This window comes from Pseudomonas sp. MF5691, assembly GCF_016405645.1.
Taxonomy (GTDB): domain Bacteria; phylum Pseudomonadota; class Gammaproteobacteria; order Pseudomonadales; family Pseudomonadaceae; genus Aquipseudomonas; species Aquipseudomonas shahriarae.
Map to the genome: position 1 here is coordinate 49,118 of NZ_JAEKDC010000017.1, position 22,291 is coordinate 71,408.

Here is a 22,291-nt window from a genome sequence, read left to right on the forward strand (position 1 = left end):
CATGAAAGTCCTGTTCATCTGCACCGCCAACAGCTGCCGCAGTATCCTCAGCGAAGCCCTGTTCAACCACCTGGCCCCGCCAGGGTTCCATGCCATCAGCGCCGGGAGCTTTCCCAAGGGCCAGGTCCTGCCACGCAGCCTGAGTACATTGCAGGCCGCGGGCATCAGCACCGACGGTTTGTACAGCAAGGGCAATGAGGCCTTTGCAGACAGCCCACCCGACATTGTGATCAGCGTGTGCGACAAAGCCGCCCAGGAAGCCTGCCCGGTGTACTTTGGCCCGGCAATCAAGGCCCATTGGGGGCTTGAGGACCCGTCGGACCTACACGGCGACGAGGCGCAGATTGACGCCGCCTTCCAGGCCACCCTGCAGATCATCGAAACCCGCTGCCGGGCGCTGTTCGACCTCCCGTTCAACCGCCTCGATGCGGCACAGATCAAGGCTGAGCTGGATCGTATTGGCTTGTTATAAGCGGAGAATGTCATGACCACCCTACCCAACCTCGACCTCACATTGAGCACCCCACTCCACGCTGACACCGCACAACGGCCACGGATTCTCCTGCTCTATGGTTCCAACCGTACGCGCTCTTTCAGCCGACTCCTGGTGGAAGAAGCGGCGCGCGTGCTTCAGCATCTAGGCGCCGAGACACGGATCTTCAACCCCGCCGGCCTGCCAATGCCGGACGATGCTCCGAACGATCACCCCAAGGTCCAGGAACTACTGGCCTTGATGCAATGGTCCGAAGGCCAGGTGTGGTGCTCACCGGAACGGCACGGCTCGATGTCAGCAGTGTTCAAGGCGCAAATCGACTGGGTACCCCTGGCACTGGGTGCCATCCGCCCAACCCAGGGCAAGACCCTGGCGGTGATGCAAGTCTGCGGCGGCTCGCAGTCTTTCAACACTGTCAACCAACTGCGCGTCCTGGGGCGCTGGATGCGTATGCTGACCATCCCCAACCAGTCATCTGTGCCCAAGGCCTTCATGGAGTTCGACGATCAGGACCGGATGAAACCTTCAGCCCTCTATGATCGCGTGGTGGATGTCATGGAAGAGTTGGTCAAGTTCACCCTGCTGGTGCGTGAGCATCCGGAACTGGTGCAGCGCTATTCTGAGCGCAAGGAAGATGCTCAATCGCTCTCTGACCGGGTCAATCAACGGTCGATCTGAACGCAGGTAAACGCGTATGCTTTGCTGCACCCGATGCCACTGAGCCCACCCCATGAGTTCCCTGCACCACGCCTGGCTGGGCCCTTACGAAATCAGCAGCACCACCTGCACCGGCCTGACCTTTGCCCGGCATAGCCACGACGAGTGCGTGATTGGCGTCAACCTGGTCGGCGCCGAGCAGGTGTGGCTGGACCGGCGCACCTTCGAGGCCGGGCCGGGCAGTATCACCCTGTACAACCCCGGCCAGATCCAGGGCGGCGGCGCGGCCGAGGGGGCACCCTGGCACTTTGTCAGCCTGTACGCCGGGGCCGATCGCCTGGCCACCGACCTTGGGCTGGCGCACCTGGAGTTCGATCGTGCGCTGTGCTTTGCCCCGGAACTGGCGGCGCAACTGGCCCAGGCCGCCAAGGGCGCATTAAGCGCCGACCCACTGGTTTGCGGGCTGAGTGAAGACGCCCTGGTGTTGCTGCTGGGCGAAGTGGTCAGGCTCAGTGGTGTGCGCCTGCCCAGTAGCGCCAGCGCCGGGTCGGGGATGGTGGCCCAGGCTCAGGAACTACTCGCTGCGCAGTTACATCAAGGCGTGGCGCTGGATACCCTGGGCGACGAGTTGGGCCTGTCGAAATTCCACGTCCTGCGCACCTTTCAGAAAGAAACCGGCCTGAGCCCCCGGCAGTGGGCCATGCAGTTGCGTACCCGCCGAGCAAAAGGCCTGCTGCGCAGCGGCCTGAGCGCCGCTGAAGTCGCCCATGAAGTGGGCTTTGCCGACCAGAGCCACCTCAACCGGCACTTCCGTGCGGCGTATGGTATTACCCCTGGCCGTTATCAGAGCGCAATCCGGCCCAAGACAACTCAGCGCCCGCAGCCGCAAACTGACCTGTAGCAGCCGACGTGTCGGCGAAGGTGCGTGATTGATTTTGGGGGGGTGATGCTGACAATCTTTTTTTCCGCGCTGGTCTTCGGCTTTGTATTTTGCCTGTCCCCTGGCGCAGTGCTGGCAGAAACCCTGCGCCGCGGCCTGCTGCATGGGTTCGCCCCGGCATTGCTGGTGCAGGTCGGGTCGCTGGTGGGCGATGCGACCTGGGCGGTGATCGGCCTGACCGGCATGGCCCTGCTGATCCAGCACGACGCGGTACGCGTGCCCCTGACCGCCGTTTGCGCGCTGTACCTGGCCTGGCTCGGTCTGCGCAGCCTGCTGGATGCCTGGCACCTGCCGCAACCCGACAGCGCCCCGGCCAGCACCGGGCGCAACGCGCTGATGGTCGGCGCAACCCTCTCCTTGGCCAACCCGAAGAACATTGTGTACTGGGGCGCCCTGGGCAGTGCCCTGGCAGGCATCGTCGGCACCACCCCGAGTCACGGTCAGACCCTGATGTTTTTCGCCGGTTTTATGCTGGCGTCGATCCTGTCGTGTTTTCTGATTGCGGGCTTGGTGAATGTCTTGCGAAAGAACGCCTCGCCAACTTGGCAGCGAATCAGCCATGGCGCCTGCGGCCTGGTATTGATGTATCTGGCGTTATTGGCCGCCTACAGTGTATGAACTTATATATAACGCCAATCTGAATGAAGTCTGAACAAGCGCCCAAACAAGTTCATTATTGATTGACATCCCCTACCTGCCTGAGTAGATTGCCCGTGCCTGCAACTCGGGCCTTATTTCAACCTCACAAAAGAAGCCAATGGACACAGTATCTAGTCGCTGTCCGCTCCCCGTGAATACAGGGGGCGGACGCCAAACCCAGAGTAAAGACGGGACTCGCCTTCCAGGCCGGGTTAGCTGCGCTAGAGCTTGATGCTCCAACGTAACTGCCTTGAGCCGGCGCCAGTCCGGTCCCGAGGTGTGTTATGAATTTCCAGACCCTTGTTCTACCTGATGTACGCACGCTGGCTTCAGCCCTGCGTGCCACGCCGTGCCGTGTTTCCCGGGGCATTGCCCCCGCGCGCACGGCCCTCGCCTGCCCCTCCCCGCGTATCAGCCCGGTGCACCTGCGTGCTCACTGGCGCCTGTGCCCCACCACCGGCCACCTGGTCCAGCAATGGGACCATGCCGACCCTCAAGATCCACAGAGACGGAACGTTTCCAGCCTGCCTGTTCACGTGCGCCTGTTGTTGAGCGCGCACGCGGCATAAGCCGACTGGAAACAGCAACTTCCTGATAGTTGGTCAATTAATTAACTGGCGTTCTTTGCGAACTAAGCCAGCGGCAGTTTTCTGCGCGCCCGTTAATTAACTCACCTCTTTAAAGTTATTAGAACTGATCGCAAAAAATTGCGACTCGGCATGTTCGTGCTCGCCTGCCCACCAGGCAAGTAATGAGTATGTCGACAGGAGTACACACTATGAGCGCCGTAAAAACCACGCAACTGCCCAACAAGCACCGCGCCACCCATGACAGCAAACTGTCGATGCGTGCCGCCCGCGAAGCGCAAAACGGCCTGGCGGCCACCCTGGCCAACGTCCGGGCGACCAAGGACGGCCTGACCGAACTGGATGCCAGCGCCCGCCTGCAACGCGAAGGCTATAACGAAGTGGCCCACGACAAGCCGCCACACGCTGTCGTGCAATTCCTCCAGGCCCTGAACAACCCTTTTATCTATGTGCTGCTGACCCTGGCGGTGATCAGTTTTGTCACCGACTACTGGCTGCCGCTGCGCGCCGGTGAGGACGTCGACCTGACCAAGGTCATTATCATCATGACCATGGTCGCCCTGAGCAGCCTGCTGCGCTTCTGGCAGGAGCATCGCTCGGCCAAATCCGCCGAGGCGCTGAAGGCCATGGTGCGCACCACCGCCACGGTGCTGCGCCGCGAGCAGGTCGGCGCCCAACCCATCCTGCGCGAAGTGCCGATGCGTGAACTGGTGGCCGGCGATATCGTGCAGTTGTCGGCCGGCGACATGATCCCGGCCGATATCCGCCTGATCGAGTCCCGCGACCTGTTTATCAGCCAGGCCGTGCTGACCGGCGAAGCCTTGCCCGTGGAAAAATACGACACCCTGGGCGACGTCACGCAAAAATCCGCCACCCTCAGCGCCGCCGACCAGAGCAACCTGCTGGATCTGCCCAACATCTGCTTCATGGGCACCAACGTGGTCAGCGGCCGCGCCCAGGCAGTGGTGGTGGCGACCGGGCCACGCACCTATTTCGGCTCGCTGGCCAAGGCCATCGTCGGCTCCCGGGTGCAGACCGCCTTTGACCGTGGGGTGAACAGCGTCAGTTGGCTGCTGATCCGCTTTATGCTGGTGATGGTGCCCATCGTGTTTTTCCTCAATGGCTTTTCCAAGGGCGACTGGGGCGACGCGTTCCTGTTTGCCCTGGCGGTGGCCGTGGGCCTGACCCCGGAAATGCTGCCGATGATCGTCAGCGCCAACCTGGCCAAGGGCGCGAATGCCATGGCCAAGCGCAAAGTGGTGGTCAAGCGCCTCAACGCGATCCAGAACTTCGGTTCGATGGACGTGCTGTGCACCGACAAGACCGGCACCCTGACCCAGGACAAAATCATCCTCGAGCACCACGTCAACGCCTTCGGCCAGCGGGACGACCAGGTACTGTCCCTGGCCTGGCTCAACAGCCATCACCAAAGCGGCATGAAGAACCTGATGGACCAGGCGGTGCTCGCGTTTTCCCAGCACAACCCCAAGTTCCAGGTGCCGTTTGCCTACAGCAAGGTCGATGAACTGCCCTTCGACTTTGTTCGTCGGCGCCTGTCGATTGTGGTCAAGGACAGCCACGGCGATCACCTGCTGGTGTGCAAGGGCGCCGTGGAAGAAATGCTCGCTATTGCCACCCATGTGATGGAAGGCGCGAGCGCCGTGGCCCTGGACGAGCGTCGTCGCCAGGAACTGCTGAACACCGCCAACGAGTTCAACGAGGACGGCTTCCGCGTGCTGGTGGTGGCCACCCGCAACATTCCCAAGGCCCTGGCGCGCCAGCAATACACCCCCACCGATGAACGCAACCTGGTGATCCACGGCTTCCTGACTTTCCTCGATCCACCGAAGGAAACCGCCGGCCCGGCGATTGCTGCGCTGCAAGAGATCGGAGTCGCGGTCAAAGTGCTGACCGGTGATAACGCCGTGGTCACCCGCACCATCTGCCGCCAGGTTGGCCTGGAGCCTGGCGAGCCGCTGCTCGGCGTGGATATCGAAGCCATGGACGATGCGACCCTCAAGCAGGAGGTTGAGCAACGCACGGTGTTCGCCAAGCTGACGCCGCTGCAAAAATCCCGGGTGCTCAAGGCTTTGCAGGCCAATGGTCACACCGTGGGTTTCCTCGGCGACGGCATCAACGATGCACCAGCCCTGCGCGATGCCGACGTCGGCATCTCGGTGGACAGCGCGACTGATATTGCCAAGGAATCGGCCGACATCATCCTCCTGGAAAAGAGCCTGATGGTGCTCGAAGAAGGTGTGCTTAAAGGGCGCGAGACCTTCGGCAATATCATGAAGTACCTGAACATGACGGCCAGCTCCAACTTCGGCAACGTGTTCTCGGTGCTGGTGGCCAGTGCGTTCATCCCTTTCATGCCGATGCTGGCGATCCACTTGCTGCTGCAGAACCTGATGTATGACATCTCCCAACTGGCCCTGCCGTGGGACAAGATGGACAAGGAGTACCTGGCCAAGCCCCGCAAGTGGGACGCGCAGAACATCGGGCGCTTTATGATCTGGATCGGGCCGACCTCGTCGATCTTCGACATCACCACCTTTGCCCTGATGTGGTACGTGTTTGCGGCCAATAGTGTGGAAATGCAGACCCTGTTCCAGTCCGGCTGGTTCGTCGAGGGGCTGCTCTCCCAGACCCTGGTGGTGCATATGCTGCGCACCCGCAAGATCCCGTTCTTCCAGAGCACCGCCGCCTGGCCGGTGTTGATGATGACCAGCCTGGTCATCGCCCTGGGGATCTATGTGCCCTTCTCGCCCCTGGGCACGATCGTGGGCCTGCAACCCTTGCCTTGGGCCTACTTCCCTTGGCTGGTCGGCACCTTGCTCGCCTACTGCTGCGTGGCACAACTGATGAAGACGATCTACATCCGCCGCTTCAAGCAGTGGTACTGAGTTTGCTGTTGTGACCGGGCTGGGTGTGGCAGACAGGTTTGCCACACCCAGCCCACTCCAACAGCACCATCGCTACAGATAATTCTGTTCATTTGGAGCATGACCCCATGCACAAACACACCTTCCTTGCTGCCTTTGACTGGCTACCGGCATCGCGGCAACGGGCGCTGCGGCGCAACCTGATTTTTATCGGCGCCTTCCTGGTGCTCGGCCTGCTGTCCAAGGCCTTCGCCGCCGGTGGTTCCTATGTGGTGGACGATGGCGCCATCAACGCCCCCGGCGAATGCAATATCGACGGAGGCTACACCCGCTCGACATCGCACACCACCCTCTCCGCCGCCTGCACATCCCGCGCAATGCCCAACCTGCAATGGGGCGCCGCCCTCGAGGATGACCCTGAGCAGACCCAGCTCAGCCCGCAGCTCAAGGGCTCATTGTGGGCCTGGCAGGATGCCGGCGTGGAGATCGCCTGGGCGGCGGCAGCGCATATCGCGGTGGATCGCCGGCACCCATTCGACGGCGCAGACCTGGGCCTGCCGCTGACCTGGCAAGCGTCTCAGACGCTACGCTTGAACCTCAATGCCGGCTGGGCCCATGCCTATGACAATGGCGAACAAAATCACCGACTGACCTGGGGCACAGGCCTGGAATACCGCTTGGCGAACTCGTTGACGCTATTGGCAGAACGCTATGGCCAACAAGGCGGCGACCAGGCCTGGCAAGCCGGGCCGCGGGTGCATCTGAGTCAGCAAGTCGATGTGGACCTGGTGGTCGGACGCAACCTGACCGGGGATCGCGACCGCTGGCTGACCACCGGAGCTACCCTACGGTTCTGAAACACTGGAGGGAGATCAATGTGGGAGCTGTCGAGCCCCGGCGAGGCTGCGATGGCGGTGGTACGGCTGGCATGGATGTTGGCTGAGCCACCGCTTTCGCAGCCTCGCTGAAGCTCGACAGCTCCCACAGGGTTTGTCGGGGTTTGCGGGACCTGTGTTCTCGAACGCTGGCGCCCTACAGCGAACACGTTATGCCAACTGGCACAAAATAATGTGGGAGCTGTCGAGCCCCGGCGAGGCTGCGATGGCGGCGGTACGGCTGGCATTGATGCTGGCTGAGCCACCGCTTTCGCAGCCTCGCTGAAGCTCGACAGCTCCCACAGGGTTCGTCAGTGTTTGCGAGATATGTGTTCTCGAACGCGGGCGTCCCACAGCGAACACGTTCTGCCATCTGGCACAAAATAATGTGGGAGCTGTCGAGCCCCGGCGAGGCTGCGATGGCGGTGGTACTGCTGGCATTGATGTTGGCTGAGCCACCGCTTTCGCAGCCTCGCTGAAGCTCGACAGCTCCCACAGGGTTCGTCAGTGTTTGCGAGATATGTGTTCTCGAACGCGGGCGCCCTACAGCGAACACGTTCTGCCAGCTGGCACAAAATAATGTGGGAGCTGTCGAGCCCCGGCGAGGCTGCGATGGCGGCGGTACGGCTGGCATTGATGTTGCCTGAGCCACCGCTTTCGCAGCCTCGCTGAAGCTCGACAGCTCCCACAGGGTTTATCGGGGTTTGCGGGATCTGTGTTCTCGAACGCGGGCGCCCTGCAGCGAACACGTTATGCCAGCTGGCCCAAAATAATGTGGGAGCTGTCGAGCCCCGGCGAGGCTGCGATGGCGGCGGTACTGCTGGCATGGATGTTGGCTGACCCACCGCTTTCGCAGCCTCGCTGAAGCTCGACAGCTCCCACAGGGTTTATCGGGGTTTGCGGGATCTGTGTTCTCGAACGCGGGCGCCCTACAGCGAACACGTTATGCCAACTGGCCACAAAATAATGTGGGAGCTGTCGAGCCCCGGCGAGGCTGCGATGGCGGCGGTATGGCTGGCATGGATGTTGGCTGAGCCACCGCTTTCGCAGCCTCGCTGAAGCTCGACAGCTCCCACAGGGTTTATCGGGGTTTGCGGGATCTGTGTTCTCGAACGCGGGCGCCCTACAGCGAACACGTTATGCCAGCTGGCACAAAATAATGTGGGAGCTGTCGAGCCCCAGCGAGGCTGCGATGGCGGCGGTATGGCTGGCCTTGATGCTGGCTGAGCCACCACTATCGCAGCCGCACTAGGGCTCTGCAGCAAGCACACTCTTCAAGTTGCCTCGGTATCAGGCCGGTTTGGCTTGCTGCTCAAGGTGCAGTTGCAGCTCCGGCTCGATGCCCAGCGCACCCGCCAACTCGTCCAGGTAGTTGCGCTCGGCGTCCTGTTGGTCATCCACCAACATGACGCTGGCCAGGTAGACCTCGGCAGCCACCGCCGGGTCATTGGCATATTCGGCAAAGTCGGTTGCATCCAGGGGCTTGGCGACTTGAGCGTCGAGCCATTGCTGCAAGTCCGGATCGTCGGTGTGGCGCCCGATCTCCTGGGAGATCAAGGCCTTTTCTTTCTCATCAATCCGCCCATCCGCCTTGGCCGCCGCGATCAATGCACGCAGTACCGCATGGCTATGGGCCTCGACATCGGCGCCAGACAACTGGTCAACCGTCTGCAGCGCCTGTTGCGGCGCCGAGGCCTGTTGCCGTTGCCAAGCCTGATACGCCTGGAACGCCATCATCCCCAGTGACGCCAGGGCCGCGTAGTTGGCACCGCCAGTGCGCGCGCGGGTCGATCCGCTCGCCTGGGTCCCGCCCAACATGCCACCCAGGCCACCCAGCAGATCGCCGAGGCCGCCACCGCCCGACGCCGTTGCGGAGCCGCCGCCGCGCAGCAACCCACCGAGCAGGCCGCCCAAGCCACCGAGCCCTCCCGCGCCACCCTGGGGTGCCGCCGAGCCGCCTTGCTGCGCCATCGAGGCTTGGCCTGCACGGAGCAGTTGTTCCAGTAGAGCACTGGTGTTCATGGTATCGCCCTCCTTTGGGCTGTGCGCCAGACAATCAACAATAGTCCCTGGAACCGGTAACGCCAAGGCCGCCCAGCAGGCACGGAGTTGGCGACCTGAACGCGCCCCAGCAAACCCGGCGCCGGCCTTTAGCCACCGTGAGAATTCTTCAGATTCGGCACACCAAGACGGGTGGTGAACGTCAGCGCGCGCGTGGGGTCGGAAATATAAGGGCTCGGCCTCAATCGGCCTGGCCTTGAGCGCGAGCATCAACAGATTAGCGGTGCCGCGTACCCTCACAGAAGGAGACGCTGACATGGTCACTCACTTCAAGGTCGCGGGGCACCTCGCTTGCGGCCATCACGGCAATAACCTGACGTCCACGGTGGAACTGAACCGGGTTAAATGCCGCACCTGCCGCAACACCGATGCCTACAAGGAAGCCCGCCGTAACCAGCGCAACGCATCGCGCCGCGCGGCACGCAGAGCCCGCTCCGGTAGCCCCCACAATGACTGGCGCAGCGCCTGGACCCAACGCCTGACCGAGCTGCCCGGCCTGCAGCGCCTACCACGCGGGTTCAGCGGCCAGCCCTTCGTCTGACCCGGTGCGGGGGCCGCAAATCCGGCCCCCTCCAAGGTTATGGGGTCGGCCGTGGCCGGGCCTTGTAGCCCGGCAAGGTCGCGGCATAGGCCAGCGCCTGTTCGCGGGAGCTGAATGAAGCCAGTCGATCATCCTTGGTGCAGACGCGCCATGGGCCGCTATTGACCCGGACAATTTCATAGCCATTGAGCTGCATCTTGTTCAACAGGGGAACGCTCATAGTCACCTCTCCTCTTCCAGAGATAATCCACGGGTTGCCCGGTCCACCATACTCCCGATCCCGGCCCTGCGGCCTACCGAACGTCGCTGACTGCCGTTCGCGCTCAACATGATCCCGCCAAGGGTCCACAGACGATCGGGCTGAGTTTCAACCAGGCATTTATGGTAAAAAACAGCGGCATCAAGTCAACGCACAAACCCTTCCCCTTGATAGCAATGGAGGCTTCATGAAACTGGTTGGCATGCTGGACTCGCCGTATGTACGCCGCGTGGCGATTGCCCTGGATCTGTATGGGGTGGACTTTGAGCAGCAATCCCTCTCGGTGTTCAGCACCTTCGACGAATTCGCCAGGATCAACCCGGTGGTCAAGGCCCCGACCCTGGTGCTGGACGACGGGACGGTGCTGATGGACTCCAGCCTGATCCTGGATTATTTCGAAACCTTGGCACCAGCCGATAAAAAACTCTTGCCCCAAACTGCTGCGGCCCGTGCACGGGACCTGCAAGTGATCGGCCTGGCATTGGCCGCCTGTGACAAGAGCGTGCAGATTTACTACGAGCACAACCTGCGGCCCGCAGAGAAGCTGCATGCACCATGGCTCGATCGAGTAACCGGGCAACTGCTGGCGGCCTATTCGGGCCTGGAAAAACTCTTGGCCAACGCTCCAGGCGAGCCCTTGACCCAGGCGTCGTTGAGCGTCGCGGTGGCGTGGTCCTTTAGCCAGTACGCGGTGCCCTCGGTGGTCAAGGCCGATGACTTTCCCAACCTGCAACGCCACGCCCAGTTGGCCGAGCAACACCCGGCATTCGGCAAATACCCTATCGAATAGGCAGTAGCGCCGCACCGATCAACCCCGCCAACCCCAGCAGGCACGCCAGGCCAACGCCATAGGCCAGGGTGCGCCAGGGTTGGCGGCGACCCAGGTACATCAAGGTATGTAGCACCCGCGCGACGGTGAACAGGGCAAACAGCCAGGCCGTCGCCACCCCATGGGTGCCCAACGCCACGCACAACCCGCCCAGCGCGAAGAACAGCGGAATATTCTCCAGGTCATTGGCCCAGGCCCTGCTTGCCCGGCTGACGGCGGACAGTTCGTGCACCAGGGCATCGCGCTTGAAAAAACCGGCATCCTCGGGGTTGGTGAACGCCCGGTGCCTGAGGCGGAAAAACCCCTGGTAACAGGAAATCGCCAGCATCTTGGCAAATAACACCAGCACGCACAGGGCAAACACATGCAGGCTGCTGCTCATTGCCGGCCCCTGGCAAAGCCGTTGACCACGATGTACAGCAGCGGGCCGACTGAGACAAAGACCGCCGTCAGCAGCCAATAAGGCAACACACTGGCCTGGGACCGGCCCTTGGCCCGGGCGTCGCGGTACATCCACACACACGCCAGGGCCGCCATCAGGTACAGGTCGATCACCACCTGGGCGGTATCGGGCCTGGATAGCAGCTCAAGGCCGAACGCCAGCAGCGACTGCTCGGCCCAGAGCAGGGTGCCCAGGGTGTACAGGGAGAACGCCAGCAGGCTAGCGAGGGCGATGTAGGGTCTGTGCATAGTGTCCACCACGCAGGATTGGGCAAGCCGCAGATTAGTGATAACGTCGCCGCCATCTCAATGACCTGCGAGGTCATGGACGCCCCCCGCCCCGCCCTGCCAGAGTCCATCCATGAACCGCCCACCCTTCCCCCGCGCCAACCCCGAGACCGACGCCGGCACCCAACTGCGGCTGTTGCGCCGTCAGGCGAAGTTGAGCCAATTGCAGCTGGCGCTGATCAGTGGCATTTCCCAGCGCCACTTGAGCTGTATCGAAACCGGCCGCGCCAAGGCCAGCCCGGGCACCTTGCATAACCTGCTCAGCGCCCTCGAGGTGCCCCTGGAGCAGTGCAACAGCCTGTTCCTGGCCGCCGGCTACGCCCCGCGCTACGAAGCCACGCCGCTCGCAGCGCCGGCAATGGATGCCATTCGGGATGCCATCAGCCATGTACTGAAGGCCAACAATCCGGCGCCGGCGATCGTGCTGGGCAGTCACTGGGAAGTGCTCGCCGCCAATGCCAGCACCCAGGTCTTGTTCGACCTGGTGGGTTTGGCGCCAGACGCTGCACGAGGCCTGAACCTGCTGACCACCCTGCTGCAACCGGGGGGGCTGGGCGACCATCTGCTCAATGCCGACGAGATCCGCAACCTCGCCTGGCAACGGGCTGCCCGTGAAGCACTGGGTAACCCGACCCTGGCCACGCTGCTGCAAAGCCTGCCCGTGCCGCACGGCTCGACACCCCTGGCCAATCAACTGCCGCCGCTGGTGCTGACCCGCGTGAATTCACGGCATGGCCAGCTGGATTTCATGTCCACCTTCACCACGTTCGGCATGCCCCAGGACATCACCGTCACCTCATTGCGCATCGAGCACCTGATCCCGGCCAATCCCCACACTTGGCAGGTCATGACCGCAGCCTACGAACACTTCCTGAACCGCTAGGCGTCGCTGATCAGAACTTGGTCACCACGCCCATGCGCAACGTGCGCCCCGGCGCCGGCATAAAGCTCTGGGCCAGCGGGTCCAGGTAGTAACGGTTCGTCAGGTTGTCCAGCGACACGTTGAACTGGGTGTGGTCTTGCCATTTGTAGTCGAGGAACAGGTCCACCAGCGCCACTTCGCGATAAACCAGCTGCGGCGTGGTGGCGCCGGTCTGCCAGGATTTGTCGGCGGTGACGGTCGGGCCCGAGGTGTAAGTCAGGCGCCCGCCCACGGTCAGGGTCTGGTCAAAGAAGCGCAGGCCCGAGGTCAGGTTACCGGCGACCCGTGGTGGGTTCTGGGTGTTGGTGTACGAGCCCATGAAGCTGCCCGCGGTGCAGTTGGGGGTGTCGTCAAGCTTCCGCCAAGGGTTGGAACTGGCCCGCAGGCGCGCGGCGAAGGCCGAGTCACAGGTTTCGGTCTTCAGGTAGTAGGTCGAGGACAGGTCGGCAAAGACCCAACCGGCATCGTATTTCGATTGCAGTTCCAGGCCGCTGGTCTTGAAGCTGTCGGTATTGCTGAAGTTCATCAGGCCCATCAGGCCAGGGCTTGGGTCGTAGTAGCGGGTCACGTAGTTCTTGATGGTGTTATTGAAGTACGCCAGCTTGATCGCCGCCGTGTCGTTGTCCGCCAGCAGGCCTTTTTGCAGGGTGCTCGCGCCGATTTCCCAGTTGCTCGAACGCTCCGGTTTCAGGCCCTTGCCAGGCATGGTCTGCAGGGTGCCCTGGCTGGTTTCGAACAGCGAGGGCATGCGCAGGCCCTGGGTGTACGAGGCATAGATGAAAGTATCCGGAGCGATCTCGTAGTTGATGCCGATGGCCGGCGAAAAGGCGCCCTTGCTGTCGCTCTGCTTGCCCGAATAGGTGTAGCCGGTGACCACTTCGCCCACCTGCGACGGATAGACGAGTGTGGCAACGCCCCCATAGTCGTTGTAGCGCGGGCCATCAAACGGGTTGTTGGTGTCGCTGAACACAATCCCGTTATTCAGGCGCGGGTCGGTGGCGTCGGTGTATTGGCCGTTGGCGTCGGGGAACCACAGCATATTGCCGTAGCTGCCCGGCTTGATCACGTTCACGTAGCGCAACTCACGCTCCTCGCGCTGGGCGGTCGCGTGCGGTACATGGTCCTTGGTGCGGTAGTAGGTATAGCGCCCGCCGCCCCACACCGTCAGCTCATCCACCGGTTTGTACTCCAGCTTGCCGTTGAGGCTGAATTCCTTGCGCGAACCGTCACGCAGGCTGCGGTTGGCGTTGATATCGTTCTGTGTGGTGACCACGCTCTTTTGCGGCTGCAGTTCCTCGAGCTGGAACGAGCCGCCCAGGTCCAGCTTGAAATCGCCATAGTGCGTATCAAAACGCGAGGTATTGGCCAGTTCACCACCGATGCGTCGGTCATCCTGGCGCGTCCAGTTGCGGTCCGAACGATAGGCCTGGGATTTGGGCGCCAGCACCGAGGTCAACTGGCTGGTCTTGGCATCGGTCATCCACAGGCTGGTCGTCAGGTCCACCAGCATATTGCCCGTGGGCAGGTAGTGATAGCGGGCGGTGTAGGTGTCGATCTTGGTGCTGCCGCGCGGGTACTGGTAGATACCGCCGGTGCCGAAACGGAAGATGTCCGAGGGCATGATCTCGCCTATGCGCCCATCGTAACGGATGTAGCCGAAGTCGAAGGTGTGGTCATCGGCCGGGCGCAGGGTGGTCTTGAGCAGGATCGACTCGGTCTCTGCCGAGGAGTTGAGCACCTCTTCGCCGGCGTTGTAGGTAGTGGCCACCGTCATGTTTTCCTGGCCATAGCGGTCAAAGGTGCGGTAGCGGTCCTGGCCGTGCTTGCCGGAGAAGTAGTTGCCCTGGTTGCGATGGGCGTAGGCGGCCACCACATCAAACAGGTCATGGGTATAGGCAAACGCCGCGCTGCCCGATTCCGAGTCGGAACCGAACAGGCCGCCACGGTTCTGGTGCGGTTCGGAGTACAGGTCCTCGGTGGTCGAATGGCTGTTGCGCGAGGCCGGCTCGACGCCGTTGTTCCACAGATCGCCCTTCAAGCGCAGGCCCACGTTCTTGCCGTCGCGCAGGATGTCATCGACACCCAGGGTGCGGATTGCCACCGTGCCGCCGATGGCGCTGGAGGTCAGGCTGGGGCCTTTGTCGATGGACACGTCGCTGATCAGGTCGGGGTCGATGTAGCTGCGCTGTTGCGTGCCCGCATAGCCGCGATAGACATCCAGCGCCTGCTGCGAACCGTCAACCGTGACCGCGACCCGGCTTTGCCCCTGGATCCCGCGGATATTCACATCCAGGCCACCGCCATTACGGCTGTCACCCACCTGCACCCCCGGCTGGCCCTTGAGCAGGTCGCCGGCGGAGATCACGCCAAAGCGGCGCACTTCTTCGTTGGAGATATACACCAACGAACGTGGCTCGGTGTACACCGCTTTTTTCTCAAGGTCATCGCCAGTGACTTTCTGCGACGGCAGCACCACGGCACTGGTCGCCGGATGCAGTTCAAAGCTGCCATCGGCCTGGCGCTGAAAACTCAAGCCCGTGCCCGCCAATAACTTTGCCAGGCCGGCTTCGGTGCTGAAATCGCCGTGCAGGCCGTTGCTGCGCTTGCCCGCCGTCAGCGTCGAGCTGCCCGCCATGCTGATACCCGCCTGCACGCCGAAGCGCGAGAGTGCCTGGTCCAGCGGGCCAGCTTCGATGCTGTAGGGCTGGCGCTCGGCCTGGGCGAAAACCGCCGTGCTGTACAGCGGTTGCAGGCTGAGTAACAACAGACCCAATGTGCGGGTGCGCAAGACACTTGCGGGAGAAATCATGCAGGGCTCCTAGAGGTGAAGGCCCACCTGTTTCGGTGGGTTATTCCTAGAGGCCAAGCGAGTCTGGAAAAACTACGGGGGGAACGTAAAAAAATATTCAGACCGGCACCACAGTCACCCAATAGCGGGTCCGCCGCTCGATACGCACGGGCAATGCATGGGCGACCAACGCCAACGCCGCATCGGTATCGTCCAACTGGAAGCTGCCGGTCACGCGCAACGCCGCGACCTGCTCGCTGCATCGCAAGACGCCCGGCCGGTAACGGGACAGTTCGGCCAGCAGCACATCCAGGCGCATGCGCTCGGCAGGCAAAATCCCGCGCAGCCAGGCTTGGGCCAGAAACCCATCGGTTTGCCGTGGCGTGCCCACACCCTGGCGATCGACCTGGGTCTGCCAACCTGCCGCCACTGATACCGGTGCCGAGTGGCGCAGCGAACTCACCTCGACCAGCCCGCGCAATACGGTAATCCACGTGCCCTGCTGATCATGGCGCACCAGCAGATTGGCGTCCTGGCTACGCAGCAGCGCATCCGGTGTGAGCAGTTGCAGCGGGCGCGATTCAACCCGAGCATCCAGCGCCACTTCGCCCTCGATCAACTGCACGCGACGCAGCTGCGCGCTGAAGTCCAGGCTGACAGCGCTGGCAGTGTTCAACCACAGAGAGCTGCCATCGGCCAGGGTCCAGCGGCGGCGCTCGCCGGTGGCCGTGCGGTACGTGGCAAAGGCTGCGCGCACCAGGGTCGATTCCGCGCCCTGCCAGGACAAGCCACCGAGCAGGCCCAGGCCCAACAAGCACTTGAGCACCTGCCGGCGCCGTGCCGGATCGGCCCCGGCCGCCTCCAATGCCCGCCGCGCGGTGACATCGGCCAACAGGTTGGCGCCGGGCTGGAGCATCAGCGGCAAACTGGCGACGCGTTGCCAGGCGTATTCGTGCTCGGCGTTTGCCTGGCGCCAATGCTGCAACGCCTGCTGCTCGGCCGGGCTCATCATTCCGGACTGCACGCGGACGATCCAGTCGATAGCCGTCTCGCGGACTTTCGGTGCAACCGGCTTGCCAGTCATTCAAAACGGCTCGCGTAGCACACGCTGAAAGCCTTGCCCATCGCCCGTTGCACCTGGGCCACGCTCAAGCTCAACTGCGCGGCGATCTGCGGGTACGTCAGGCCATCGAGCTGGGACAGGAAGAAGATCTTGCGCACCTGCATCGACAGGCCCACCAGCAGCGAGTCGAGCTGCAGCAGGGTTTCGATCATCAAGTAGCGGGTCTCGGGCGATGGCTCCTCACCTTCCGGGCGGGCGGCGAGTGCTTCCAGGTAAGCTCGCTCTATCGCCTGGCGGCGCCAGCGGTTGATCAGCAAGCCATTGGCAATCGCCGCCAGAAACGCCATGGGCTGGCGCAACTCCCGCACATCCTGCTGCGTGCGCAACACCCGGATAAACGTGTCGTGGGCCAAGTCTTCGGCATCGGCGCAGTGCCCCAGGCGCCGCTGCAACCAGCTGCGCAACCAGGGGTGATGACGGGTATAGAGTTGTTCGACGGGCGAGACGAGACTGTCGTCGTACATGTCAGGTCCAATGAGCAGCGAATGATAATACTTCTCATTTTAGTGTCTGGACCTGATGCTTGTACAGCCTCGACTGCTCCCATAGGGGATCTCTAACCTTACACACATCACACATCAACTGTGTGTGGCTTGCCTGCGATGGCGGTGTGTCAGATACCAGAAGTAGCGCCTGAACCACCGCCATCGCGGGCAAGCCCGCTCCCACAGGGGGGGGGGGGGCGGCTGGGCACGCAATTTCCGCCACATAAAGCACTACCGCCGCCCTTCCCGGCTCCATTATTTTTCCCACGCTGCCTTGGGAATCAGCAAACCATGGTTGCCGTTGTACGCCGCGCGCGCAGGCGATTCCCAGCCGTGCAGCAGGGCCGCGTCGAGCCGATAGATCTCCACGCCCAGCGGGCGGCACACGGTCAGCGGATCCTGGGCATCCGGGCCCCACATCGGCAGCGACAGGTCGCCGCCCGGGCAAGTGGACAGTGCGCACAGCAAGTCGATCTCGGCAAAAAACTCCAGATAATCGCCCTGTTTGGCCGGGCATGCCTTCATGAAGTACATGTCGTCGTGGTTCAGGCCGGTGCACTGGAAGATGTTCAACACATCGTGCACATCGAACTCGGTCAGGCCGTGGGGCAAGATGGCGCGGGTCAGGTTGGAGTGGCAATGGTGGTGGAAGTCCTCGCCGGTGAGCATCTTGTTCACGTATGGGTCGCAGCGCGTGCCCAACAGGTCGTGCAGGCGTCCGCCGTGCTCGTCGATGCCGTAGCCGGCCAGGCTGTCATCGGTGATGGTGACCATCGGCCGCAGGAACGGCAGGTTCGACCACAAGCGGTCATAGGTGCTGACGTGGGCGCCTTGCAACTGGCGGGTGCGGGCCGCCCACATGCGCTCGCGCGGATCATTGGCATTCCACACATTGAAGTCGCCAACCTGCGGGCCGACCGGGGTGGTCACGCGGAACACGTGACCTGCCGGCACTTTCCAGGCGCGGCCGGTGCGGATCGGCACTTCAAACTGCTCGACCAGGGTGCGCTCGGCCTCGCGCACGCGATCATAAAATGCCTGGTCGACCTGCAAGGCAGCACCTTTGCTGACTTGGTAGGCGGCGGGATAGTCCTTGTACATGGGGGGTGCTCCGTTGCAGGGTTTTGCAAGACCATACAACGTGGCATGTGGCGTGCGCCATGCACACAACCCGAAGTGGGAGGGCTTTTGTGGGAGCGGGCAAGCCCGCTCCCACAAGGGGATCTGCGTTGTTAGTTGAACTCGCCAGAAACCTGCGACCACAGGCTGACCTTCTGCCCGCGATTCTTGAAGAATTCAATCTCGCGCTTGATCCCCGAACTCAAGTCCCAGCCCGGCAGATCGAGGATGATCAATTCTTCCATCATGTCCATGAACAGCGCATCCACCGGCGCCCACAGCTTGCCGATGGTTGCGCTGTCCTTGCCTTCGAACGCCAGGTTGATCGGGTGCGACATCGACACCTGACTGAACACCCCATGACCCGCCTCGATAATCGTGGCCGCCACCTTGTTGCACTGGATAAAGCGCTCGTGGGTGACGGACGCATCGGCATGGCTGTAGGGGCAGGCCAGAAAGATCTTTCTCATTGTTACCTCAGGGCAATGCAAGGGCTCGCACCCTTGCGATGGTTGAACAGTGGGCGTCAGACCGCCTGGGCAGCGGGCACACCGGGAGCATCGGCCTCTTCGCGCTCGCGTTCCTGCGCTTCATAACGCTGGGCGGCGGGCACCGAGATCTTGATCGCGATCGCCACGGCGAGCAGGCCGCCAAACAGCTTGGCGAGCAGGATCGGCATGATCAGCGTCGGCTGGAAGTTCGCGGTAAAGGCCAGGTGATCGCCAATGGTGGCCTGGGCACAGACACCCAGCGCCACACACAGGACCTTATCCCGGGCATTCATTTTCTTGAACAGGTGGTAAACCGCGATGATGTTGGCAAACACCATGACAAACGCCGCCGCACCATCGGCCGACAGCCCGATGTGCTTGCCCAGCACTTCCATGGGTTTCTTGCAGTAGCGGTTGAACAGGTAGCAGATCGGGAACGTACCGGCGAGCATGATGCCGATATAGCCAGCAATCTCGATGGCACGGAACAACTCCTTCTCGTCGGCGAACATCGGGTCAAAGCCCCACACACCGAAATTCTTCATGAAGAACCCGGTGAAGTGCTCAACGATGGCCAACGCCAGGACGATCTTGATAAAGGCGTCCATCAACTTACCGAACACCAAGAACCCGGCCACCATCCACGCCGCCCGGTAGCGCAGGCCGGCAGCCAGCAGGAAGCAGAACACAAACAATGGCGCGAGCAAGCGCACGCAGTCGACAAAACCCAGGCTCAGGTAATGCAACGCCGGCGACGTGGTGGACACAATGTCCCGCACCGGCAGGTTGAAGGCGGTGATCATCATCAGCGACGCAAGCACCGCGAACGGGATGCTGATCAAGCCCGCCATGGCCCCCAGCGCCAGGTACTTGTGGTCCTTGCGTTCGAGCATCATCAGGCCGACCGGGATCAGGTAGACAATGGTCGCGCCGGAGGTGTAGCCGACGATCATGGCGGTGATCCACATGTCGCGGTTCGCCGCCAGGGCATCGGCCAACTGGTAGCCGCCCATGTCCACGGCAATGATCGACAGCGCCGCAATCGACACGTCAGACCCCATCGCACCAAAGTACGGCCCCAGGGCGACCTCGATGAATTTGGACAAGTACGGGATCGCCACCATGATGCCCGCCTGCGCCAGGAACACCGGGCCGATGGAGTGGATGCCGTTGACAAACTCCTTGCCCAGGCCGCTGTCCGGCTTGATCACGGATGCAAACGCGCCAACCACCGCGCCGATCATGATCAGGTAAATAACGTAGTTGCCAAATTCCGCCATTGCTTTCGCTCCATCTGTACTGAATCAATTATTTTTGTAGGAGTACGCCCCAGTTCGGTCGCTCCATTGGCCAAACGCGTTTACAGCTCCATTTGCGGTGTTTTCACACCCTATTACTAACCACTTCCCATGCCAATCGTGTGTTTTATGTGGTTTTGCGGGTTAAACACACTGGAATCGGTCAATTGTATTGCGTAATCTCTGGTCACACCTTTCAAGGCAGCGGACTTTACGGCCGTGAACGACAAACGCCAATACCACGTTCACCTCCCTGCCGCTGGCGCTCAAACGCCCCAGCGCTAGCGACTGCGGCATCATTTGAGTGCCTCGGTAACAGCGCCGCGCCCCTGTGGCGCATTCACGTAGCATCAAGAGGATGATTACCCATGCGCCCCAATGAAAGACGCCAACATATCCTTGAGTTACTACGCCAACGTGAACGCATTTCGGTCGACGAGTTGGCGCGCACCCTCGGCACTTCGCAAGAAACCATACGCCGCGACCTCACGGCCCTGGCCGAAGACGGCCAGGTCACCAAGTTCCATGGCGGTGCCTCGCTGCCCCCAAGTGGTGAGCACGAGAACGCCTTCCAGACCCGAATGAATGAGTTCTCCCACGAGAAACGCGCAGTGGCGCGCTTCGCCGCCGGGCTCTACGCGCCGGGCGACAGTCTGCTGATTGATACTGGCACCACTACCCTGTTCTTCGCCCGTGAACTGGCAAAACTCAACCGCATCACAGTGATCACCAACTCCCTGTTGATCGCCGCCGCCATTGGCGCCAGCGGTAATCGCGTGTTCATGATCGGCGGCGAATACCGCCCCGAATCGGAACAGAATATCGGCGCCCTGGCCATGGAGCAGATCGCCCGTTTCAACGCCGAACATGCCGTGGTCACCATTGGCGCCCTGAACACCGACGGTGCCTTCGATTTCTCCATCGAAGAGGCGGAAATCACCCGCGCGATGATCGCCCGCACACGCTACCTCACGGTGATTGCCGACTCTTCGAAGATGGGCAAGCGTGCGCTGTTCCAGGTGTTCCCCCTGGAGCGCATCGACCGCCTGATCATCGACCGCGCGCCTCTGGGCGAACTGGCCAAGGCCCTGGCAGAGGCCCAGGTTGAAGTGCTGCAAGCCCCTGCCCTGACCCGCCCGGAGTGGTGACTGGTTAACGCCAGTCGCGGCACCGCGTCACCGCGTCACTGAACGTGGCACGCCACTGCTGGGCCTGGGCGGCACTGACTTTCGGGTGGAAGCTGGTGCTGGTATTGCGCGGTGGCTTGAGCGCCACGCCAAGCCCTTTGGCCGCCAGCGCGGCACAGCCGAACGCGGTCAACTCATCGAAACGCTGGGTGACGATGCAACGCTGCAAGGCATCGGCGAGGAACTGCGCAAAATACGGGCTGCGCGCCAGGCCGCCATCAATCGACAGGTGATCGGTGACGCTGAGAAACCCGTCCATGGCCGTGATCACTTCAACACTGCGCAACGCCACGCCCTCCAGCACCGCCTGGCACATATCCTGGCGTGTGGTGCTGCCGTTCATACCGACCCACAGGGCGGCCGCGCTGCGGTCCCAATGGGGGCAAGCCAGCCCGGACAGCGCCGGCACAAACGCCAGTTGGCGGCCAATGGCCGGAGGCTCGTCAAACGCCGCCAGCTCCGAAAAATCCGTGAACAAGCCGAGCCGCCCGGCCCACTCCACCGCCGCGCTGGCATCGTAGACACCACCGTCCATGGCATAGGTGGGCTTGCCGTCGATCTGCCAGGCAATGGTTGCCAGCAGGCCCTTTTCCGGCGCGCGGATGATCTGCTCGCCGGTCAAGGTCAGGGCAAACGCACCGGTACCGTAGGTGATCTTGGCGTCGCCTTCATTGCGGCAACCATGGCCATAGAGCGAGGCCTGCTGGTCGACAATCGAAGCGGTGACCGGGGTGGCGCCAATCTCGCCAAAGTGCCCGACGGTGTCGCGGATCTGCGGCAGGGTTTCCATCGGCACGCCAAACAGCTCGCAGAGCTGGCTGTCCCACTGCCCGGTCGCCAGGTTCATCAGCGAGGTGCGCGAAGCGGTGGTGACATCGGTGGCAAAGACCCCGGTCAGGCGGTCGAGAAAGTACGCATCGGTGGTGCCCAGGCGCAGCCGTCCGGCGCGCAATGCGCTCTGCGCGGCCGGCAGGTTGCGCACGATCCAGGCCAGCTTGCTCGCCGAAAAATACGGGTCGAGCGGCAAACCGGCGCGCTCCAGGGTCAGGGCCTCGCCACCGTCGCCGCGCAACTGGGCGATCTCGGCCGAGGTGCGATTGTCCTGCCAGACGATCACCGGTGATAACGGCTCGCCGGTCTGGGCATCCCACGCCAGGCAACTCTCGCCCTGGTTGGCAAGGCCGATGGCGTCCACCTGGCCGGTGGCCTCCAGGCAACGTTGCAGGTTATTGAGCAATTCCAGTGGATCATGCTCCACCCAACCAGGATGGGGATGGTGTTGCTGATGGCGCAACGAGAGCTGGATATCAGCAGACCCATTGTCACTCACCACCAGCACACGGGTGCTGGTGGTACCTTGATCGAGCGCGGCAATGCGCATGT

22 protein-coding genes are annotated in these 22,291 nt (G+C 62.4%); 11 read left to right on the forward strand and 11 right to left on the reverse strand.

Going from position 1 to position 22,291, the window contains the following annotated elements; translation table 11 throughout:
• Position 1: 1 nt before the first annotated feature.
• The 7 genes from JFT44_RS21350 (at position 2) to JFT44_RS21380 (ending at position 7,058) form a co-directional block, all read left to right on the forward strand.
• Positions 2–472 (forward strand): arsenate reductase ArsC, encoded by a 471-nt coding sequence (locus JFT44_RS21350; protein ID WP_057440034.1) that lies wholly within the window; start codon positions 2–4, stop codon positions 470–472.
• A 12-nt stretch (positions 473–484) separates the two neighbouring features.
• A complete protein-coding gene (gene arsH / locus JFT44_RS21355; RefSeq protein WP_198792546.1) occupies positions 485–1,171 on the forward strand; it encodes an arsenical resistance protein ArsH in 687 nt (228 codons plus the stop codon).
• A 52-nt stretch (positions 1,172–1,223) separates the two neighbouring features.
• The gene (locus JFT44_RS21360) at positions 1,224–2,051 is read left to right on the forward strand and encodes an AraC family transcriptional regulator (RefSeq protein WP_198831110.1); all 828 of its coding nucleotides are present in this window, start codon (positions 1,224–1,226) and stop codon (positions 2,049–2,051) included.
• A 45-nt stretch (positions 2,052–2,096) separates the two neighbouring features.
• Positions 2,097–2,708, forward strand: a complete 612-nt coding sequence (locus JFT44_RS21365) for a LysE family transporter (protein ID WP_128593754.1) — start codon at positions 2,097–2,099, stop codon at positions 2,706–2,708.
• Positions 2,709–3,013: 305 nt separating this feature from the next.
• Positions 3,014–3,298 carry a hypothetical protein gene (locus tag JFT44_RS21370; RefSeq protein WP_081044239.1) on the forward strand — a complete coding sequence of 95 codons (285 nt, stop codon included), beginning with the start codon at positions 3,014–3,016 and terminating at the stop codon, positions 3,296–3,298.
• Positions 3,299–3,507: 209 nt separating this feature from the next.
• Positions 3,508–6,222 (forward strand): magnesium-translocating P-type ATPase, encoded by a 2,715-nt coding sequence (gene mgtA / locus JFT44_RS21375; RefSeq protein ID WP_169990244.1) that lies wholly within the window; start codon positions 3,508–3,510, stop codon positions 6,220–6,222.
• Between the two features lie 107 nt (positions 6,223–6,329).
• Entirely contained in the window at positions 6,330–7,058 is a 729-nt protein-coding gene (locus tag JFT44_RS21380) for a hypothetical protein (protein WP_198831111.1), read from the forward strand.
• A 1,308-nt stretch (positions 7,059–8,366) separates the two neighbouring features.
• On the opposite strand, the gene JFT44_RS21385 is transcribed toward JFT44_RS21380, so the two are convergent.
• Positions 8,367–9,098, reverse strand: a complete 732-nt coding sequence (locus JFT44_RS21385; protein ID WP_198831112.1) for a tellurite resistance TerB family protein — start codon at positions 9,096–9,098, stop codon at positions 8,367–8,369.
• A gap of 295 nt (positions 9,099–9,393) precedes the next feature.
• On the opposite strand from JFT44_RS21385, the gene JFT44_RS21390 reads away from it, so the two are divergent.
• On the forward strand, positions 9,394–9,678 hold the full coding sequence (locus JFT44_RS21390) for a hypothetical protein (protein WP_057440027.1): 285 nt from the start codon (positions 9,394–9,396) through the stop codon (positions 9,676–9,678).
• Positions 9,679–9,715: 37 nt separating this feature from the next.
• Here the strand turns inward: JFT44_RS21390 and JFT44_RS21395 are convergent, their stop codons facing one another.
• Positions 9,716–9,898, reverse strand: coding sequence for a hypothetical protein (locus JFT44_RS21395; protein ID WP_057440026.1), 183 nt, complete (start codon positions 9,896–9,898; stop codon positions 9,716–9,718).
• A gap of 226 nt (positions 9,899–10,124) precedes the next feature.
• Here JFT44_RS21395 and JFT44_RS21400 point away from each other — a divergent pair, with 226 nt between their 5' ends.
• Positions 10,125–10,727 (forward strand): glutathione S-transferase family protein, encoded by a 603-nt coding sequence (locus JFT44_RS21400; protein WP_057959586.1) that lies wholly within the window; start codon positions 10,125–10,127, stop codon positions 10,725–10,727.
• Here JFT44_RS21400 and JFT44_RS21405 read toward each other — a convergent pair.
• Positions 10,717–11,148, reverse strand: a complete 432-nt coding sequence (locus JFT44_RS21405; RefSeq protein ID WP_057959585.1) for an MAPEG family protein — start codon at positions 11,146–11,148, stop codon at positions 10,717–10,719. The two genes, JFT44_RS21400 and JFT44_RS21405, sit on opposite strands and share 11 nt — an antisense overlap.
• A complete protein-coding gene (locus JFT44_RS21410; RefSeq protein WP_120732864.1) occupies positions 11,145–11,456 on the reverse strand; it encodes a DUF2834 domain-containing protein in 312 nt (103 codons plus the stop codon). Before JFT44_RS21410 ends, JFT44_RS21405 begins: the two co-directional genes overlap by 4 nt.
• 112 nt (positions 11,457–11,568) lie before the next feature.
• Here JFT44_RS21410 and JFT44_RS21415 point away from each other — a divergent pair, with 112 nt between their 5' ends.
• Positions 11,569–12,378 (forward strand): helix-turn-helix domain-containing protein, encoded by an 810-nt coding sequence (locus JFT44_RS21415; protein WP_057959583.1) that lies wholly within the window; start codon positions 11,569–11,571, stop codon positions 12,376–12,378.
• A gap of 10 nt (positions 12,379–12,388) precedes the next feature.
• Here the strand turns inward: JFT44_RS21415 and JFT44_RS21420 are convergent, their stop codons facing one another.
• The 6 genes from JFT44_RS21420 to eutH form a co-directional block, all read right to left on the reverse strand.
• Positions 12,389–15,226 carry a TonB-dependent receptor gene (locus tag JFT44_RS21420; protein WP_198831113.1) on the reverse strand — a complete coding sequence of 946 codons (2,838 nt, stop codon included), beginning with the start codon at positions 15,224–15,226 and terminating at the stop codon, positions 12,389–12,391.
• Positions 15,227–15,323: 97 nt separating this feature from the next.
• Complete coding sequence (locus tag JFT44_RS21425) at positions 15,324–16,289, reverse strand: FecR domain-containing protein (protein WP_057959581.1); 966 nt, start codon at positions 16,287–16,289, stop codon at positions 15,324–15,326.
• Positions 16,286–16,792: a sigma-70 family RNA polymerase sigma factor gene (locus JFT44_RS21430; protein ID WP_057440019.1), complete on the reverse strand. Its 507-nt coding sequence runs from the start codon at positions 16,790–16,792 to the stop codon at positions 16,286–16,288. Before JFT44_RS21430 ends, JFT44_RS21425 begins: the two co-directional genes overlap by 4 nt.
• A 276-nt stretch (positions 16,793–17,068) precedes the next feature.
• A complete protein-coding gene (locus tag JFT44_RS21435) occupies positions 17,069–17,914 on the reverse strand; it encodes a DUF1989 domain-containing protein (RefSeq protein ID WP_057959579.1) in 846 nt (281 codons plus the stop codon).
• A gap of 131 nt (positions 17,915–18,045) precedes the next feature.
• Positions 18,046–18,402: a DUF1937 family protein gene (locus JFT44_RS21440; protein WP_115128094.1), complete on the reverse strand. Its 357-nt coding sequence runs from the start codon at positions 18,400–18,402 to the stop codon at positions 18,046–18,048.
• A 56-nt stretch (positions 18,403–18,458) separates the two neighbouring features.
• The gene (eutH, locus tag JFT44_RS21445; RefSeq protein ID WP_057440016.1) at positions 18,459–19,703 is read right to left on the reverse strand and encodes an ethanolamine utilization protein EutH; all 1,245 of its coding nucleotides are present in this window, start codon (positions 19,701–19,703) and stop codon (positions 18,459–18,461) included.
• A 386-nt stretch (positions 19,704–20,089) separates the two neighbouring features.
• On the opposite strand from eutH, the gene JFT44_RS21450 reads away from it, so the two are divergent.
• Complete coding sequence (locus JFT44_RS21450) at positions 20,090–20,869, forward strand: DeoR/GlpR family DNA-binding transcription regulator (protein WP_057959577.1); 780 nt, start codon at positions 20,090–20,092, stop codon at positions 20,867–20,869.
• Positions 20,870–20,873: 4 nt separating this feature from the next.
• On the opposite strand, the gene JFT44_RS21455 is transcribed toward JFT44_RS21450, so the two are convergent.
• Positions 20,874–22,289, reverse strand: a complete 1,416-nt coding sequence (locus JFT44_RS21455) for an FGGY family carbohydrate kinase (protein WP_057440014.1) — start codon at positions 22,287–22,289, stop codon at positions 20,874–20,876.
• Between the last annotated feature and the right edge of the window lie 2 nt (positions 22,290–22,291).

Excerpts from the sequence above, each read along its gene's own strand:
- JFT44_RS21360 (WP_198831110.1), top strand. The coding sequence starts at position 1,224 with ATGAGTTCCCTGCACCACGCCTGGCTGGGCCCTTACGAAATCAGCAGC.
- JFT44_RS21365 (WP_128593754.1), top strand. The coding sequence starts at position 2,097 with ATGCTGACAATCTTTTTTTCCGCGCTGGTCTTCGGCTTTGTATTTTGC.
- JFT44_RS21450 (WP_057959577.1), top strand. The coding sequence starts at position 20,090 with ATGCGCCCCAATGAAAGACGCCAACATATCCTTGAGTTACTACGCCAA.
- JFT44_RS21405 (WP_057959585.1), bottom strand. The coding sequence starts at position 11,148 with ATGAGCAGCAGCCTGCATGTGTTTGCCCTGTGCGTGCTGGTGTTATTT.
- JFT44_RS21425 (WP_057959581.1), bottom strand. The coding sequence starts at position 16,289 with ATGACTGGCAAGCCGGTTGCACCGAAAGTCCGCGAGACGGCTATCGAC.
- JFT44_RS21420 (WP_198831113.1), bottom strand. The coding sequence starts at position 15,226 with ATGATTTCTCCCGCAAGTGTCTTGCGCACCCGCACATTGGGTCTGTTG.
- JFT44_RS21390 (WP_057440027.1), top strand. The coding sequence starts at position 9,394 with ATGGTCACTCACTTCAAGGTCGCGGGGCACCTCGCTTGCGGCCATCAC.
- JFT44_RS21380 (WP_198831111.1), top strand. The coding sequence starts at position 6,330 with ATGCACAAACACACCTTCCTTGCTGCCTTTGACTGGCTACCGGCATCG.
- JFT44_RS21435 (WP_057959579.1), bottom strand. The coding sequence starts at position 17,914 with ATGTACAAGGACTATCCCGCCGCCTACCAAGTCAGCAAAGGTGCTGCC.
- JFT44_RS21440 (WP_115128094.1), bottom strand. The coding sequence starts at position 18,402 with ATGAGAAAGATCTTTCTGGCCTGCCCCTACAGCCATGCCGATGCGTCC.
- JFT44_RS21430 (WP_057440019.1), bottom strand. The coding sequence starts at position 16,792 with ATGTACGACGACAGTCTCGTCTCGCCCGTCGAACAACTCTATACCCGT.
- JFT44_RS21410 (WP_120732864.1), bottom strand. The coding sequence starts at position 11,456 with ATGCACAGACCCTACATCGCCCTCGCTAGCCTGCTGGCGTTCTCCCTG.
- JFT44_RS21415 (WP_057959583.1), top strand. The coding sequence starts at position 11,569 with ATGAACCGCCCACCCTTCCCCCGCGCCAACCCCGAGACCGACGCCGGC.
- mgtA (WP_169990244.1), top strand. The coding sequence starts at position 3,508 with ATGAGCGCCGTAAAAACCACGCAACTGCCCAACAAGCACCGCGCCACC.
- arsH (WP_198792546.1), top strand. The coding sequence starts at position 485 with ATGACCACCCTACCCAACCTCGACCTCACATTGAGCACCCCACTCCAC.
- JFT44_RS21455 (WP_057440014.1), bottom strand. The coding sequence starts at position 22,289 with ATGCGCATTGCCGCGCTCGATCAAGGTACCACCAGCACCCGTGTGCTG.
- JFT44_RS21385 (WP_198831112.1), bottom strand. The coding sequence starts at position 9,098 with ATGAACACCAGTGCTCTACTGGAACAACTGCTCCGTGCAGGCCAAGCC.
- JFT44_RS21400 (WP_057959586.1), top strand. The coding sequence starts at position 10,125 with ATGAAACTGGTTGGCATGCTGGACTCGCCGTATGTACGCCGCGTGGCG.
- JFT44_RS21370 (WP_081044239.1), top strand. The coding sequence starts at position 3,014 with ATGAATTTCCAGACCCTTGTTCTACCTGATGTACGCACGCTGGCTTCA.
- JFT44_RS21395 (WP_057440026.1), bottom strand. The coding sequence starts at position 9,898 with ATGAGCGTTCCCCTGTTGAACAAGATGCAGCTCAATGGCTATGAAATT.
- eutH (WP_057440016.1), bottom strand. The coding sequence starts at position 19,703 with ATGGCGGAATTTGGCAACTACGTTATTTACCTGATCATGATCGGCGCG.
- JFT44_RS21350 (WP_057440034.1), top strand. The coding sequence starts at position 2 with ATGAAAGTCCTGTTCATCTGCACCGCCAACAGCTGCCGCAGTATCCTC.